This is a genomic window from Streptosporangium sp. H16 (assembly GCF_051918855.1).
GTDB lineage: Bacteria > Actinomycetota > Actinomycetes > Streptosporangiales > Streptosporangiaceae > Streptosporangium.
The window spans coordinates 384,728-400,520 of record NZ_JBPXMD010000004.1; the positions used below are offsets into that span (position 1 = coordinate 384,728).

General features: G+C 71.1%; 16 protein-coding genes. 8 read left to right on the forward strand and 8 right to left on the reverse strand.

The features are described from left to right. Positions 1 to 10: 10 nt before the first annotated feature. Together ACTOQ2_RS09800 and ACTOQ2_RS09805 are read right to left on the reverse strand one after the other, a co-directional pair. Entirely contained in the window at positions 11 to 1,333 is a 1,323-nt protein-coding gene (locus tag ACTOQ2_RS09800; RefSeq protein WP_440099329.1) for a M4 family metallopeptidase, read from the reverse strand. A 42-nt stretch (positions 1,334 to 1,375) separates the two neighbouring features. After that, entirely contained in the window at positions 1,376 to 2,347 is a 972-nt protein-coding gene (locus ACTOQ2_RS09805) for a GlxA family transcriptional regulator (RefSeq protein ID WP_440099330.1), read from the reverse strand. Positions 2,348 to 2,445: 98 nt separating this feature from the next. Between ACTOQ2_RS09805 and ACTOQ2_RS09810 the strand changes: the two genes are divergently transcribed. Further along, on the forward strand, positions 2,446 to 2,853 hold the full coding sequence (locus ACTOQ2_RS09810; RefSeq protein ID WP_440099331.1) for a hypothetical protein: 408 nt from the start codon (positions 2,446 to 2,448) through the stop codon (positions 2,851 to 2,853). Positions 2,854 to 3,069: 216 nt separating this feature from the next. After that, positions 3,070 to 3,558, forward strand: a complete 489-nt coding sequence (locus tag ACTOQ2_RS09815; RefSeq protein ID WP_440099332.1) for a hypothetical protein — start codon at positions 3,070 to 3,072, stop codon at positions 3,556 to 3,558. Between the two features lie 36 nt (positions 3,559 to 3,594). Here ACTOQ2_RS09815 and ACTOQ2_RS09820 read toward each other — a convergent pair whose 3' ends face one another. Genes ACTOQ2_RS09820 through ACTOQ2_RS09830 form a run of 3 tightly spaced genes read right to left on the reverse strand, consistent with a single transcriptional unit; the run spans position 3,595 to position 5,844 of the window. Next, entirely contained in the window at positions 3,595 to 4,143 is a 549-nt protein-coding gene (locus ACTOQ2_RS09820; protein ID WP_440099333.1) for a hypothetical protein, read from the reverse strand. A 40-nt stretch (positions 4,144 to 4,183) separates the two neighbouring features. Further along, complete coding sequence (locus tag ACTOQ2_RS09825) at positions 4,184 to 5,149, reverse strand: ankyrin repeat domain-containing protein (RefSeq protein WP_440099334.1); 966 nt, start codon at positions 5,147 to 5,149, stop codon at positions 4,184 to 4,186. A gap of 2 nt (positions 5,150 to 5,151) precedes the next feature. After that, a complete protein-coding gene (locus ACTOQ2_RS09830) occupies positions 5,152 to 5,844 on the reverse strand; it encodes an endonuclease V (protein ID WP_440099335.1) in 693 nt (230 codons plus the stop codon). Positions 5,845 to 5,927: 83 nt separating this feature from the next. On the opposite strand from ACTOQ2_RS09830, the gene ACTOQ2_RS09835 reads away from it, so the two are divergent. The 3 genes from ACTOQ2_RS09835 to ACTOQ2_RS09845 all read left to right on the forward strand — a co-directional run bounded on the left by ACTOQ2_RS09835 (position 5,928) and on the right by ACTOQ2_RS09845 (position 8,320). Further along, on the forward strand, positions 5,928 to 6,650 hold the full coding sequence (locus tag ACTOQ2_RS09835; RefSeq protein ID WP_440099336.1) for an MOSC domain-containing protein: 723 nt from the start codon (positions 5,928 to 5,930) through the stop codon (positions 6,648 to 6,650). 53 nt (positions 6,651 to 6,703) lie between these two features. Beyond that, complete coding sequence (locus tag ACTOQ2_RS09840) at positions 6,704 to 7,006, forward strand: thiamine-binding protein (RefSeq protein WP_440099337.1); 303 nt, start codon at positions 6,704 to 6,706, stop codon at positions 7,004 to 7,006. Positions 7,007 to 7,126: 120 nt separating this feature from the next. Further along, entirely contained in the window at positions 7,127 to 8,320 is a 1,194-nt protein-coding gene (locus tag ACTOQ2_RS09845) for an MBL fold metallo-hydrolase (RefSeq protein WP_440099378.1), read from the forward strand. 28 nt (positions 8,321 to 8,348) lie between these two features. Here the strand turns inward: ACTOQ2_RS09845 and ACTOQ2_RS09850 are convergent, their stop codons facing one another. The 3 genes from ACTOQ2_RS09850 to ACTOQ2_RS09860 form a co-directional block, all read right to left on the reverse strand. Further along, positions 8,349 to 9,113 carry a nucleotidyltransferase domain-containing protein gene (locus ACTOQ2_RS09850; RefSeq protein ID WP_440099338.1) on the reverse strand — a complete coding sequence of 255 codons (765 nt, stop codon included), beginning with the start codon at positions 9,111 to 9,113 and terminating at the stop codon, positions 8,349 to 8,351. Beyond that, positions 9,110 to 9,760: a nucleotidyltransferase domain-containing protein gene (locus tag ACTOQ2_RS09855; RefSeq protein WP_440099339.1), complete on the reverse strand. Its 651-nt coding sequence runs from the start codon at positions 9,758 to 9,760 to the stop codon at positions 9,110 to 9,112. The genes ACTOQ2_RS09850 and ACTOQ2_RS09855 overlap by 4 nt, the downstream gene beginning before the upstream one ends. A gap of 70 nt (positions 9,761 to 9,830) precedes the next feature. Continuing rightward, complete coding sequence (locus ACTOQ2_RS09860; RefSeq protein ID WP_440099340.1) at positions 9,831 to 10,577, reverse strand: pirin family protein; 747 nt, start codon at positions 10,575 to 10,577, stop codon at positions 9,831 to 9,833. Positions 10,578 to 10,808: 231 nt separating this feature from the next. On the opposite strand from ACTOQ2_RS09860, the gene ACTOQ2_RS09865 reads away from it, so the two are divergent. From ACTOQ2_RS09865 to ACTOQ2_RS09875, 3 genes are read left to right on the forward strand one after another with little or no spacing between them, the layout of a single operon-like run. After that, a complete protein-coding gene (locus ACTOQ2_RS09865) occupies positions 10,809 to 12,551 on the forward strand; it encodes a glycosyltransferase family 2 protein (RefSeq protein WP_440099341.1) in 1,743 nt (580 codons plus the stop codon). Continuing rightward, on the forward strand, positions 12,548 to 14,680 hold the full coding sequence (locus tag ACTOQ2_RS09870; protein ID WP_440099342.1) for a galactose oxidase-like domain-containing protein: 2,133 nt from the start codon (positions 12,548 to 12,550) through the stop codon (positions 14,678 to 14,680). The genes ACTOQ2_RS09865 and ACTOQ2_RS09870 overlap by 4 nt, the downstream gene beginning before the upstream one ends. Beyond that, entirely contained in the window at positions 14,677 to 15,696 is a 1,020-nt protein-coding gene (locus ACTOQ2_RS09875) for a glycoside hydrolase family 6 protein (RefSeq protein ID WP_440099343.1), read from the forward strand. Before ACTOQ2_RS09870 ends, ACTOQ2_RS09875 begins: the two co-directional genes overlap by 4 nt. Positions 15,697 to 15,793 lie beyond the last annotated feature (97 nt).

The following is a 15,793-nucleotide window of genomic DNA, read 5'->3' on the forward strand; positions in this document are numbered from 1 at the left end:
GGCCACCGGCTCAGGTCCGCGGTGCCGGCGACGACCATGAGACAAACACCCCCATCCCTATGTGACACCGCATGAATGTGACGCGCGACACATGTCTGGACCGTGCTGTCGCGTACGAGCCGCATCGTCGTGAGCCCTGTTCGTCACGGCCGCGGAGAGTCACGCCGCCCCTCGGCGGTGCCTGCCGGTGGCCGGTCAGGTGATCCCTCTGATCTCGACTCCGTACAGGCCCCAGAGTTTCGATTCCGACGACCGGCTCCAGGCGGACGATCCACTCGTGACTTGTGTTGACCTCCTCGCCCACCAGATAGTCCGGCGGGTCGAGGGTGGCGGGCTGGTTGGCGTAGTGCTCGGTCAGCGCGCCGAAGATGTCACCGGTCGACTCGTTCAGGCCGCCGGACTCGTTGCCGCTGCCGGAGGTCTGGAAAATGGCGTGACCGTACTCGTGGCCGACCACGTCCATCGGGGTGGCCTGCCTGGTGTTCGCGCTGTTGCGCCCGAAGCTGGTGTAGCTGCCGTTCCAGTAGGCGTTGACGGCGCTCAGGCCGACCCGGGCGGGGTAGGCGCCGCCGGAGCCGTTGAACCCGTTGAACCCGTTGCGGCCCAGCCAGCTGCGGAGCATGTCCCATTCCTTCTGCGCCGCGTACAAGGCGTCGACGCAGGCGGTCTCCAGGTTGGTGCCCGAGCCGTTGCCCCGGGAGTCGTCGGTCCCGGTGTAGGTCGAGCCGTTCTGCCCGCCGCAGCGCAGGCCGGGGCGGGTGGTGTCGGTCATCGAGTACGAGCTGCCCGAGCCCGAGGTCTGGATGGTCACCGGGTTGCCGTTGTAGTAGCTGTTGCCGGTTCCGGCGTGCATGTCGTCGTAGGAGTCGACGATCGATCCGTCGAGGGCGTCCACGAAGACGTGCAGGACGCTCGGGGCCTCGGCGGTGGCGCCGCTGACGACCACCTCCCAGGCCAGTCTGGGCGTCGTGGTGGTCGCGTGCACCACCAGCCTGGGCGCGGCCACGGTCTCCACGACGGGCAGTTGCGCGCGGGCGGTGGCGGCCGCGACCTCGGCGTCCACCTTGCTCGTGACGTCGATCGTGATCCTGGCCTGCTGGCCCGAGCTCACGGACCCGACGAGCTCTCCGGCTCTGTCGGTGGCGACCACCACGTCGCCGCCGTGAACCGGCAGCCCGCGGTAGGCGCGCGCGTAGGTCAGGTACTGCAGGCCGTGGGCACCGGCGATGTTCCTGGCCAGGGTGAACTTCTCGTTCTGTCCCTTGAGAACGGCCTCCGACCTGGCGGCGAGGGCCGCGTTGGCGGCGTGCTGACCTGTGCGGGGGCGTCGCACTCCATCGCGACCCGAGGAACGGCGGCCCGCGTCGGGAACGCGTCAGGACCGTGTGGCGGACGTCGCCGTGGACCGGTATCGCGAGGGCGCGACCCCGTAGCGGTCGACGAACGCCTGGCGCAGGGCCTCGGCCGTCCCGAACCCGCAGCGGAGCGCCACGCCGGTCATCGGCAGGGAGGTCGAGGTCAGGAGGTGCGCGGCGGCCTCGGTGCGGGCCTGTCGCACGAACCGTCCCGGTGCCTGCCCGAGGTGTTCCAGGAACAGCCGGGTCAGATGCCGCTCGCTCACGCCCGCGCCGCGCGCCAGCGTGCCCGTGGTCAGGTCGGCGTCCAGGTGCCCGGTGACGTACTCGACGACCTTTCTGACCAGGCCGTTCTCGGGTGAGGGCGAGGCGGTGAACATGCTCATCTGCGCCTGGTTGCCGGGTCGCTGAAGGTAGGTCACCAGGGCGCGCGCCACTCGCCGCGCCAGCTCGGCGCCGTGATCCTCCTCGACGAGGGCGAGGGTGAGGTCCAGGGCGCTGGTGACCCCGGCCGCCGTGTAGGTGTTCCCGTCACGTACGAAGATCGGAGCGGGATCGACGGAGATCTCCGGGTGGCGGTCGGCGAGGACCTTCGCCGACTGCCAGTGGGTGGTGGCACGCCGCCCGTCGAGCAGGCCCGCGGCGGCCAGCACGGCGGCACCTGTGCACACCGACGCGACGCGGCGGCTCTCGCGCGCCAGGCGGCGGACGTGACCGAGGATCGACCGGTTGCCGGCCGCCGCCTCGTGCCCGATGCCTCCCGACACGACGAGCGTGTCGAGCGGCCCGATGACCCGTTCGAGCGCCTCATGGGCCTGGAGCGTCAGGCCGGTGCTGCAGACGATGGGATTCCCCCCGGGGGTGGCCAGGCGCACGCGGTAGGCGGGAGCGGCACCCTGCAGGTTCGCGTTCTCCAGGGTCGTGGTCACGCAGGCGATGTCGAGCAGCTCCGCCGCGTCGTACCCGATGACGGCGACGCGGCGTTCGATCACGAGGCGACCCTATGCCAGAAAGGACAGGAGTCCCAGGTTTCCGGACATGTGCGACCGCGTTCCTGGGAGCGTGACCGGCGCGGCGGCACAGTCGGACCATGACACAGACAGCACCGACCGCCCGCCGCCGATGGGGCCGCTTCGCCTGGCACTACGTCGAGATGGTCATCGCGATGTTCGCCGGGATGTTCGTTCTCGGCATGCTCCTGTCCGCCGCAGGGCTCGGCTTCTCCCACGACCGGCAGCCCGAGCTCGCCTACCTGCTGATGGCGTTCGACATGTCCGTCGGCATGGCCGTCTGGATGCGCTACCGGGGCCACGGCTGGGCTCCCACCCTGGAGATGTGCGCCGCCATGTTCGTCCCCGTCGTGCCGCTGTTCCCGCTGCTCTGGCTGGGCCTCATCGACGGCGGGGCGCTCATGACGATCGCCCACGTGGCGATGTTCCCGCTGATGCTGGCCGCCATGTTCCGGCGCCTCGACGAGTACGCGGGCTGCGCGGCCTGAGGCCGGCGACCGCCCGGGTCTGTTTCCCGCGGGGGCTGGAACAGGCTCCGGGCGCCCTCTCGAACCATGGGCGGCTCATATGTACCCGGCCGGACATGTGTCCGGCCGGGCAGAACCTTCCCGTACGGAATCCCGGACGGGGGCGAGCCCGGCGCGGGTTTCTCCGAGCGGTCCTTTCGACGGAAAGGCGCGTGGAAGGCTTGCATACTTGCGGGCATGGGAACACACGTCACCGACGCGGTCGTGGGAGAGCTGACGCTCACGCTGGATCGAGACGCCGGCACCATGCGCGTCGAGGGCGATGCGATTCCCACGGTCGTCGTACGCCGATCCGCCGAAGCCGTCGCGCAGCGGCACGTTCCCATCGGCACCCGCGGCCCCGACCAGCTGACCATGACCCTCGACGGCGCTCCCGTCCCGCTACGCCCCGGGCCGGGGCGCGTCACGCGCCACTCCTACCGGGCCGAGGTGGAACACGCGGGAACCACCTACACCCTGATTCCCACCTCCGAGGTGTCCAGCGGCCTTTTCCGCGGTGAGCACGGCCTCGGGGAGTTCACCACGCTCGCCGACGGCGAGGTCAGGGCCGAGTGGGTCGCCTCGCCGAGCCCGGAGGAGGCCGCCATCGGCTATGCGCTCGCCGCCTGCTTCGGCAGCGGAGCGGAGCACGCCCTGCTGGCGATCCTCAGCCTCTTCTCCTTCTGAAACCGGCGCCGGTCAGGTCGAACGGCCTCCGGACGCTCAGCCGGTGGCGTGTTCCCAGTAGGGGTCGCGGTAGAGCATGACCGAGGTACCGCGGAGCAGCTCGTCGGGGGCGGAGATCAGCACGAGCTCGCCCGCCGCCTCCAGGCCTCGCAGGATGTCGCGGACGCGCGGGCCGACCGGCAGGCGGCCCACCGGCAGGTGGAGGGTCTCGCGGACCAGGTCGGCCACCTCGGAGAGCCGGAACGGCTCGGTGAAACCGGCGATCAGCCCGCGGACGAACTCAACAGTGATCACGGACTCGGCCTCGACGTGGGCGAGCTGCCAGGTCAGCTGAGCCCTGCGCCGGCCGGTTCCGGCGCAGGCGGTGCACGGCTGGGAGAAGCCGGGCACGATGTCCTCGACGGTGGTGCCCAGGCAGGTGGTGCACTGGTTGGTCTCCGACGCGTGCGACTCCGCCGCCGCCCGGTCGGCCAGCTGCCTGCCGCACATGCACAGATAGACCCGGAACCCGCCGCGCACCACGGCGAGGTCGTCGGCATCGTCGGGTATCTCTTCCCACAGCGCGGTGATCGTGTGCTTTCTCATCGTCGTGCGACTCTACCCATTCCGGACTCCCGCCGGCTCGTCACCGCAGCATGACCGGGACCAGCCTCATCGGAGCGCTCCACAGCCACTCCTCGGTGATGTAGGTGGAGGTCAGCAGCGTCATCAGGCCCAGGGTGCGTTCGGTCGCGGTGGAGGGGTGGGCGCCGCAGTCGCCGAAGCGGCACATCCACAGCTCGACCATGCTGTCGTCGGAGAGCTGCTCGTGGACCGAGGGCCGTCCCGCGGGAATCCCGTCCCGCCAGATGTCGACCGACGGGCTGGTGGACGGGAACGCCCCGGCCAGCACCCCGCCGCCCGAGGTGACCGCCCTGCCGACCCCGTCGCGCACCGGCAGGATGCCGCCGGACTGGAAGAGCACCACCCCTCCCCCCGGCGGGCTGGCCACGCGCAGCACCTCCACCGGGGAGGACTGCTCCGCACCCCACAGCTCACCGGTCTCCATCGGCGGGCACGCCTCCGGCGCGGCGCCCAGGCGGCGGATGACCTCGTCCTCGGCCACCTCGCCGACGAAGGCCACGCACAGCTCCTCGCTGTAGTCCTCGTACGAGAACATCATCGCGTCGACGGTGTCCTGGAGTTCGCGGAACCTGGGGCTCACGCTGGGAGCTCCCGGCAGGTGGGCGAACAGGCCGGCCATCTCGGTGAAGAGGGCCTGGACGCCGGGGGAGCGGCCCGCGATGCACGGCCGCCAGGGGTCGGCGCCCGCGGCGAGCAGGATCCGTACGGCGTCGTCCCAGCCGTGGCGAACGGCCTCCCACAGCGGGGTGGCGCCGTCGGCGTCGACGGGATCGACCTCCGCGCCCGAGGCGAGCAGCAGCTCGATCACCTGCGTGGCGCCCTCCTGGGCGGCCTGGTGCAGGGGGGTCGTGCGCAGCCACGGCAGCCGCCCGCCGGGGTCGAACCCGTTCGCCAGCCGCTGGCGGATCTGCGCCAGGTTGGTGTCGCGCCACGCGTCGACGTCCTCGGCCCACTCGTCTTCGCCCACTTTTATCCCATCCTGTCGTGCTGAGCGGATCCAACCAGGTCCGTACGACAGTTCTCGGTCAGAAACCGTCGCGAGAGGCGGTCGGCGGTGCGGGTGGTCTCGGGTAGGCGGTAGCGGGGCGTCAGGTTCAGCACGTTGTGGCAGGCGGTGTCGAGGTCGACGCGGTGACCGGTGGAGACGAAGACGGGTTTGACCCCGTCCCTGGTGCGCAGCACGCGGCCGACGACGTCGCCGTCCAGCGTCAGGTCGGTCCAGGCGCCCCGCCCGGGCGCGGGCTCGGGGTAGGTGCCGACGAAGGCGGTCTTGCCGACCCCGATCGTGGGCAGGCCGGTGAGCACGCCGAGGTGGCAGGCCAGGCCGAAGCGGCGGGGGTGCGCCAGGCCGTATCCGTCGCAGACGACCAGGTCGGGGGGCGCGGACAGGCGCTCGAGGGCGTCCAGCAGCGCGGGGACCTCGCGGAAGGCGAGCAGCCCGGGGACGTAGTCGAAGGTCACCCTCCCGGCCACGGCGACCTCTTCGACGATCTCCAGCGTCGTCCCGTCCAGGACGGTCACCGCCGCGGCCAGCCGGTCCCTGTCGTAGGCGACGTCCACTCCGGCGATCCTGGAGGGGCGGCGGGGTCCGGGACCGGTCAGGTCGAGCAGTGCCCTGAGCTCGTCCTGGATGGCCTCGGCCTCCGTGACAGTGTGCGGCATTTGTACCTTCATAACTCCATGATCGCTACTTTTATAGTATGACGTCATATTTCGGTACTGTTCATCGGATTCTTCGGTGGCCGGTGAAGTCGCTGCGGGGCGAGGAGCTCCAGGATGCGCGCTTCGACGATCGGGGACTGGCCGGCGACCGGGCCTACGCGCTCCTCGGCGAAGGGGAGAACCGCGCGGGCAAGGTGCTGACCGTACGGCGGCGGGCGGAGATGCTGCACTGGCGCGCCGCCTACGGCTCTCCCGGGAGCGGCTCCCGGTGGAACGGTGACGCGCCGACACTGACCGGACCGGACGGCGCCACGTGGGACTGGGACGCCCCCGGCCTGACGGACGCGCTGGCGCGGTCGCTGGGCACGCCGCTGAGCCTGCGCGCCGCCGACGGGCAGCAGGACCGGGGCCCGACCGTGCTGGTCACCTTCGAGGCGTCCCTGGCGGCCCTGGGCGAGGAGCTCGGCAGGCCGGTGGACCTGCTGAGGTTCCGGCCCAACCTGCACCTCGAGACCGACGCGCCCGCGTTCGACGAGGAGAACTGGGCGCCCGGCACCACGGTCACCGCGGGGGAGACGGAACTCACCGTCACCGGCGACCACGCGGGACCCTGCGTCAGGTGCGTCGTGCCCAGCTGGGACCCCGAGGGACGCGAGCGCTGGCCCGAGCTGCAGAAGTGGCTGATCGGCGAGCACGGGAACAAGTTCGGCGTGATCATGCGGGTCACCCGCGCCGGCACCGCCCGCCTCGGAGACCGCGCCACCGCCACCCCCGCCGGATTGCCCGCCGGTCGGGCCGGAAACTAGGGTGCGTGGGGAGCGGCGCGGGAAGCCGGGGAAAGCCGGGGAAAGGGTGAGACATGTCGGTGCTCGTGGCGTTCAGCGTGACCCCGATCGGAGCGGGGGAGGACGTCGGCGAGCTCGTCTCCGAGGCCGTGCGCGTCGTCCGCGCCTCCGGCCTGCCCAACCGGACCGACGCCATGTTCACCACCGTCGAGGGCGAGACCTGGGACGAGGTCATGACCGTCGTCAAGGACGCCGTCGCGGCGGTCGAGGCTCGCGCCGGGCGGGTCAGCCTCGTCCTCAAGGCGGACATCCGCGAGGGGGAGGGCGGCCGTCTGGAGACCAAGGTCGCCACCGTCGAGCGGCATCTCGCCCCGTGACGCCCCTCGCGTCCCCGCGTGTCGTCTTAGGGCGGCCTGTCCCGCCCAGAGCGTAATGGGAACACCAAGGGAGCCGGGATCGTTCTGCAGGAACGGACGATTCTCAGGAGCGTGAGCCGCATGGCGGGCAGCAGGTCGATCGGGCGTCTCCTCGCGGGCGGGCTGGCGCTGGCCGCCGCCGGGTGGGCGTTGAAGGACATCCCCGCGGAACTCGGGGGCGAGGCCAAGGGGGAGCGGCTGGAGCGGATGCGCCGCTCGCCGCGCTTCCACGACGGCGTCTTCCGCAACTCCATGCCCGGCGGTTTCGTGCCCTCCCCGCAGAGCGCGCGGGAGATCGCCTGGAACATGTTCCGCAACCGCGAGGAGCGCCGCCCGGCCGCCGCGATCCCCGTGGTGACCTCACCGTCCGGCGGGCCGTCCCCGGCGGGGCTGAGCGTCATCTGGTACGGCCACGCCACCGCGTTGCTGGAGATCGAGGGCCGCCGCGTGCTCGTCGACCCGATATGGAGCAGGCGCGCCTCGCCCTCCCAGCTGGTCGGCCCGCGGCGCCTGCACCCGGTGCCGGGGCCGCTGGCGGGCCTTCCGCCGCTGGACGCGATCGTGATCTCGCACGACCACTACGACCACCTCGACCGCGCGACGGTCCGCGGGCTCACCGCGCTGCAGACCGCCCCGTTCCTGGTGCCGCTGGGCATCGGCGCCCACCTGGAGCGGTGGGGCGTGCCCGCCTCCCGGATCATCGAGCTCGACTGGGACGAGGAGGCGACCGTCGCGGGCCTGCGGTTCGTCGCGACCGCCGCCCGCCACTTCTCAGGTCGCACCTTCAACCGGAACGTCACCCTGTGGGGCTCCTGGGTGATCGCGGCCGGAGAGAAGAAGGTCTTCTACGCGGGCGACTCCGGATACTTCGACGGTTACGCGGGGATCGGCGCCGCGCACGGCCCGTTCGACCTCACGCTCATGCCGATCGGCGCCTACAACGCAGCCTGGCCCGACATCCACATGGACCCCGAGGAGGCGGTCAACGCCCACTTCGACCTGGGCGGCAGGCTGCTTCTCCCGGTCCACTGGGCGACCTTCGCCCTCGCCACCCACCCGTGGGCCGAGCCGATCGACCGCCTGTGGCGCGAGGCCAAGGCCCGCGACGTCCGCATCGTCGTTCCCCGCCCGGGCGAGCGCGTCGACACCGTCGACGTGCCCATGCTGGAGAGCTGGTGGGAGACGCTGCCCGGCGGCGAGACGTCCCGCCGGCCCCGGCACGTGCCGGCGCCGGTGCCCGCCTACCCGCCCCTGGGCTCCGACCCCAGGCTCTGACTCCGGTACGGGACCCCGGTACGGCGTCTCAGGTCCCGGCGGTCCTCGTCGACAGGCGGGTCCGGACGACGAGGTCGTGCACCGCGTCCGCCGACGGCGCGGTGTCGGGAAGACGGGAGGAGTCCCGGGCCTCCTCCAGCCTCCCGGTCAGCTGGGCGACGTCGCCCGCCAGCCGCTCCGGCCCCGGTGCGTCCGGCGGCAGCGAGCCATGCTCGGCGGAGCGCTTGGCCGCCACCAGGTCGCCGAGATACGGCGGGCCGCCGGAGAGCCGGGTGAGGTCGGCCTCCAGCTCGCCGCTGCGCATCAGGTGGATGCCGGTGAGCAGCACGCGGAAGGTGTAGAGCAGGGGCTTGAGCTCGCCGGAGCGCTCGAACAGCCGCCACTGGGTGCGGGCGAAGCCCAGGTAGTGGTGGGCGTGGTGGCGGGTGACACAGCCGGGGGCGACGGCGACCATCTCCTGGTGGACCGGCGAGGTGGCCACCACCAGCGGAGAGAGCAGCTGCTCCAGCACGTAGCCGTTGCGGCGCAGCAGCAGGCGGCAGAATTTGGCCAGGTCGTGGGTGACCAGGTCCACCTCGACGCCGTCGCGGACCCAGGACCGGGTGAGGGTCTCCTCGCCCGTCCGCAGGCCGACGACCTCCTCCAGCGGCAGCAGGTGCGCGCCGCGCAGGTCGACGTCGGAGTCGGCCGAGGGGAAGCCGTACAGGTGCGCCCCGCTGACCGTGGCGAAGGCGGCCGGGTGCGCCTGCCCGGCGGGGATCTCGGCCAGCCAGGAGGGCAGGGTGACGGTCACAGCGCCGCCTCCCTGGTGCGCGCCAGGTATTCCTCCACGCGCCGCCGGTCGGGCTCGGCGGGCAGCACGTTCGCACCGCCGAACCTCGCCACCAGCTCCGAGCGCCAGCGGTCGACCTCGGCCCAGGAGAGCTCTCCCCGCCGTACGGCGAGCAACCGGTCGCGGTGGGCGTCCATCCGGACCAGGGGCTCGCCGTGGCGGGCCAGGTGCAGGCCGCTGAGCAGCAGACGGATCATGTGCATGGCCTGCTTCCACTTGGGACGCGCGGGGTCCAGGCGGCGGAACTGGGCGTTGGCGTATCCGGCGAAGGTCTGGTTGGCGCGCTCGGACACGAAGGCGTCCCGGAGGGCGAGCAGTTCCTCACCCGCCGCGGTGGCCTGCTCGACGATCGGCGACCACAGGCACTCCAGGACCGTCGGGTTGGCCTCCAGCGCGAGACCGCAGAACCGCTCGACCTCCCACGAGAACTGCTCGGGCAGTGGCCCGTCGACGTGGGTGGGCGGCTTGGCCAGCCGCCAGAACAGCCGGGTCGGCGCCACGAAGACCCCGCGCCGGTCGACGTCCGACTCCTCTGTCTCCAGCCCGTATGCCCGCGAGCCGATCACCACCGACAGTATCGAGTGATCCGGGACGTACCGTACCTCCATCCGCACAGCCTGCCAGGCCCGCGCCCGGCGCGGGTACGGGTTTTCGCGCCGGGGCCGCCCCGTCCCGCCGTCAGGCGGCGAGGGTCGCGTGCATCTCCCAGAGCAGGATCTCGGCCGGGGTGATCGCGGTGACGCGCTGGCCGCCGGTGGCGGTGAAGCGGACGGCGTCGCCCTCGGAGAGGTGCCCGGCACCCTCCAGGTCGACGGCGCCTCGGGGGACGAACAGGTGCAGGAACGGTGCCTCGGGCAGTTCCACGCTCTGGCCCGGCTGGAGCCTGGCCACGTGCAGCGCGGCGTATTTGTTGTTGATGCGGATGGCGCTGCGGCCCGCGTCCCTGGCCATGCCCGAGGCGACCGGGACCAGGGCGCCGCCGAGCAGTTCGGCGTCGATCTCCAGCTGCTCGTAGCCGGGGGTGAGCCCGCCCTCGTCGGGCACCACCCACATCTGGACGAAGTGGACCGGATCGGTATGCCGCTCACCCTGCAGCCGCCATGAGTCGTTCTTCTCCGAATGGAGGATGCCCGTCCCCGCGCTCATCCGCTGGGCCAGTCCCGGATAGATCACCCCGGAGTGGCCCTCGGAGTCCTGGTGGACGAGGGAGCCGCGCAGCACCCAGGTGACGATCTCCATGTCCTGGTGGGGGTGGGTGTCGAAGCCGGTGCCGGGCTTGACGATGTCGTCGTTGTTGACGAGCAGCACGCCGTGGTGGGTGTTGTTCGGGTCCTGATGGCGGCCGAAGGAGAAGGAGTGCTTCGAGTCCAGCCATTGGATCTTGGTGGCGGGGCGTTCGCCGGCCCTGCGGATGTCGACGGTCATGCCTGGTGGTCCTCTCACCTCGGTTGTTGAATCTTAAACTAGAAAGCCGTGTGAAATGTTCCGCACATCCCCGGGTTGGGGAGATCTTGCTTACTGATCCGAATATGATGTGTGACGATTTATCACCACGCGGGCCGCAGGTGACCTCGCCTTGACGAGGAGCGGCCTATGCGATCTACCTGGGGGAACAGTGCTGGGCTTGCTTTCGCGTGCTCCGAGGTCGCCGCAACGATGAGCGCCCCCGCCGACGCCGCGCAAATCGCTCCCTACGACTACGAGAGGTTCAGCAGGCTCGCCGGGCCCGTGACCGAACCGGACCCCGGGGTGCCCTACCGCGTGAGCTACCGCTCCCTGCTGGCCACCGAGCCACACCGGGTGCGGGCGGTGCTGCTGATGGTCGCGGCGCTTCTCGTGGAGTTCACCCTCATGGTCTGGCTGCTGCTGCCCGAGCACTGGACCGTCCGGCCCGACCCCTACGGCACGATCCCGTGGTACCTGCCGGTGGCCGACCGGATCATGCTCGTCGCGATCGCCCTCATCGAGGTCTTCCGGCTGGTCAGCGTGGTGTCCAACGTGCACGCCATGCTGGCGGCCAGGGACCCGGTCCCGGTCGCGCCCGAGCCCGGCACCCGGGTGGCCTTCATCACCACCTGCGTACCCGGCAAGGAGCCGCTGGAGATGGTCAGGGAGACCCTGGCCGCCGCACTGAAGATCCGCCACGACGGCGTGCTCGACGTCTGGCTGCTGGACGAGGGTGACGACCCCGACATCCACGAGCTCTGCGACTGGCTGGGCGCCCACCACTTCACCCGCAAGGGCGTACCCGAGTGGAACCGGCCCAAGGGCGCTTTCCGGGCCAAGACCAAGCACGGCAACTACAACAGCTGGCTGGACGCGCACGGCGACGACTACGACTTCTTCGTCTCGGTCGACACCGACCACGTGCCGCTCCCGGAGTTCTGCGAGCGCATGCTCGGCTACTTCCGCGACCCGCGGGTGGCCTTCGTCGTCGGCCCCCAGGTCTACGGCAACTACGACGCCGGGGTCACCAAGGCCGCCGAGAGCCAGCAGTTCCTGTTCCACTCGCTGATCCAGCGCGCGGGCAACCTGTACGGCGCGCCGATGTTCGTCGGCACCAACAACGCCGTACGCATCCGCGCGCTCAAGCAGATCGGCGGCCTGTACGACTCGATCACCGAGGACATGGCCACCGGCATCGAGTTCCACCGCTCCCGCGACCCGGAGACCGGGCAGCGCTGGATGTCGGTCTACACCCCCGACGTGCTGGCCGTGGGGGAGGGGCCGTCGTCGTGGACCGACTTCTTCACCCAGCAGCTGCGCTGGAGCCGGGGCACCTACGAGACGCTGCTCACCCAGTTCTGGAGGGCCGCGCCGAAGCTCTCGCCGGGACGGTTCTTCAACTACACCCTGATGGTGACCTTCTACCCGATGTCCGCGCTCAACTGGCTGCTGGCCGGGCTCAGCGCCACCCTGTTCATGGCCGTCGGGGGCTCGGGCGTGACCGTGCCGATGGACGTGTGGCTCATGCTGTACGGCGACGCGGCGCTGCTGCAGGTCATGCTCTACACCTGGAACCGGCGGCACAACGTCAGCCCGCACGAGCCGGAGGGCTCCTCGGGGGTGGCCGGGATGGTCATGTCGGCGCTGTCGGCGCCCATCTACGTCACCTCGCTCATCGGCGCCGCGCTGCGCAGGCCCAGCAAGTTCGTGGTCACCCCCAAGGGCGACTCGGCCAGTCCCGACCAGGTCGCCACGTTCCGCATCCACCTGTGGTGGGCGGCGATCTTCGGCGGAGGCCTGCTGCTGACCATCTTCTGGACCGGCCACATCCACCTGGTCATGACCCTGTGGGGGATCCTCGCCCTGGTCATCTGCCTCGGACCGCTCACGACCTGGGCCTGGAACCTCCGGGCGCTCAAGGCGGCCCCGCGAGCGGCCGGTGACGGTTCGTGAGCCGCCTGCGCAAGCACTTGGTCGGGGCGGCGGTGGTGACCGCCATCCTCGCGATCAACCTGCCCGCCGTCGCGGGATTCGCCACCGAGCAGTGGCACGACTACAGCATCAACCGCGACGACTACAAGGCCACTCACGGCCACTGGACCTTCCTCGACGTCCCGGAGAAGTTCAAGGTCAACGCCATCCACGCCGCACTGCTGCACACCGGCAAGGTGCTCATCGTCGCCGGCTCCGGCAACAACGCCGCCAACTTCGACAAGGGCACGTTCAAGACCGTGCTGTGGGACCCGGCGAAGCCGGGCAGGCCGGACGAGTTCAAGCTCGTCGACACGCCCGTCGACTTCTTCTGCGCCGGACACTCGGTGCTGCCCGACGGCAAGCTCCTCATCGCGGGCGGCACGGGCCGCTTCGAGGTGCTGAAGGCCAAGGTCAAGCGGGCCGCGGGCGCCCTCACCATCAAGAACGAGGACCCCGACGCCGAGCCCAGGGAGTTCCACCCCGGCACGCTGCTGACCGCCCCCGGCGGGCAGGTGTACCGCACCCTCGCCCACGTCAGCGTGCCGCCCGCGCGGAAGGTCGAGACCGGCGTGCCGGGGAAGGTGCGGATCCGGCCCAGCCAGACCAAGGTCTTCGCCGAGGCCGTCACCGAGGGCGCGGCGGGCCTGCTCACCGCGCCGGCCGGCTCCGTCAATTACGAGATCCAGGGACTCAGGGGCCGGGAGAAGCGCAACCTGTACGCCATGGGCGGCAGCATGACGCTGGACAAGCAGGACTTCCAGGGCATCAGGGACGCCTACGAGTTCGACCCCGTCACCGAGCGCTACATCAAGGTCCAGGACATGGCCGAGGGGCGCTGGTATCCGACCATGACGAACCTGCCCGACGGCAGGGTGATGACCGTCTCGGGACTCGACGTCGTGGGGCAGATCACCAGGGACAACGAGATCTACAACCCTGAGACCAAGACCTGGCGGCCGGGTCCCAAGCGGTTCTTCCCCACCTACCCCGCGCTGTTCCTGCTGGAGGACGGCACCCTCTTCTTCTCCGGCATGAGCGCCGGGTACGGCCCCGGCCAGCTCGCGCTGCGTCCCCCCGGCATCTGGGACTACCGCCGCGACACCGACCGGCTGGTGAAGGCCCCGGGCGGCGTCGGTGGCGTGGCACCCGACGAGATGGAGGCGTTCACCCCCGTACCCGGGCTGCCCGAGCCGGAGCTGAACGAGACCGGCGCCTCCGTGCTGCTGCCGCCCGCGCAGGACCAGCGGGTCATGGTGATGGGCGGAGGACCGGTCGGGGAACGCCAGCCGGGCCTGCCCAACGCCACCGCCAGGACCGCCATCGTCGACCTCACCGAGGCCAGCCCGCGCTACGTCAGGGGTCCCGACCTGTCCGACCCGGTGCGCTACCCCAACGCCGTGCTGCTGCCCGACGACACCGTCTTCTCCTTCAACGGCTCCAGCGACTACCGGGGGCGCGGCGCCAGCGACGTCCTGCGCGCGGAGGTCTACCGCCCGGAGAGCAACAGCTTCCACGAGGCCGCGGCGCCCGCGGTCGGCCGCAACTACCACGCCGAGGGCCTCCTGCTGCCCGACGGCCGGGTGCTCGGCATGGGCTCCGACCCGCTCTTCGGCGACAAGGCGGGCTCGCTCCCGGGCACCTTCGACCAGCGCATCGAGATCTACACGCCGACCTACCTGCACAACGGCGAGAAGGCGCCGGTGTTCACCGGCGGGCGCGAGAGCGTGTTCCTGGGCCGCAGGGCCGGGTTCCAGACCCCCGACGCCGCACGCATCCACCAGGTACGGCTGATGCGCCCAAGCGCCGTCACCCACGTCACCGACGTGGAGCAGCGCTCGATCAGGCTGGACTTCACCCGGGTGAAGACCGGGATCGTCGCCGAGATCCCCTCCAATCCGGCCCTGGTGCCCCCGGGGTGGTACATGCTGTTCGGGGTCACCGCACGGGGAACACCGTCCCCGGCCCGCTGGGTCCACGTCCGGGGAGAGGCCGACACGTCCCCCTCGGCCTCCCGCGGCGTACGCCGCCCTTCCACCCCCACCCCCAGCCCTCCCATTTCCGCTCCCCAGGGCCAGGCCCGGGGTCCCCACGCCGGAGGTACTCGATGAACAGGTACGGCCTCGCAGCCGCGCTGGCTCTCACTCTCGCGACGGCGGCCTGCACCGGTGACCCCGCGCCGCCCGCCGGCTCGGGGAGCGCCGCCCCAGGGAGCGCCGCCCCGGGGAGCGCCGCTTCCAAGGACGCGAGCGGTTTCTACGTCGACCCCGACGGCGCCGCCGCCCAGGAGGTCCGCAAGCTCGAGGGGGAGGGCAGGACCGAGGAGGCCGGGCTGATCCGCAGGATCGCCGACCGGCCCAACGCGATCTGGATCGGTGACCAGGATCCGAGGGACAGGGTCGCCGACATCACCACCAGGGCCCGGCAGGCAGGCCGCATCCCGGTCCTGGTGGCGTACCACATCCCCAACCGCGACTGCGGGCAGTTCTCCGCGGGCGGCGCCGCCGGCGCGCAGGAGTACCGCTCCTGGATCGGCCGGTTCGCCGAGGGCATCGGCGACCGGCCCGCCCTGGTCGTCGTCGAGCCCGACGCGCTCGCCCACATCCTGGACAACTGCACCCAGGGCGGCCAGGCCGGTGAGCGCCTCGACCTGCTCCGCGGCGCGGTGGAGACGCTGAAGAAGCAGCCCGCCACCAAGGTCTACGTCGACGCGGGGAACGCCGGCTGGATCAAGGACCCGGGCGAGTGGGCCGAGCCCATGCGCAGGGCCGGGGTGCCCAAGGCCGACGGCTTCGCCTTCAACGTCAGCAACTTCTTCACCGTCGAGGAGAGCGTCGCCGTCGCCGAACGGCTCTCGGACGCGGTCGGCGGGGCCCACTACGTCATCGACACCTCCCGCAACGGCAACGGCCCCGTCCGCGACGCGCAGGGCGACGACGCGTGGTGCAACCCCAAGGGCCGCGCGCTCGGCACGGAGCCGACCACCAAGACCGGCCACGAGCGGATCGACGCCTTCCTGTGGATCAAGCGCCCCGGCGAGTCGGACGGCGAATGCCACCGGGGAGAGCCCCGCGCCGGCGACTGGTTCCCCGAATACGCGCTGGAACTCGCGCGTAACGCGAGATAGCCGCTTATTCGTTATATCTTCGATCTTGCAGGTCAAGATTGCTTCGCAGGAGATTGACCGGAGTTGTCAGTTTTTTCAGCGACCCTCTGGGAGCTTT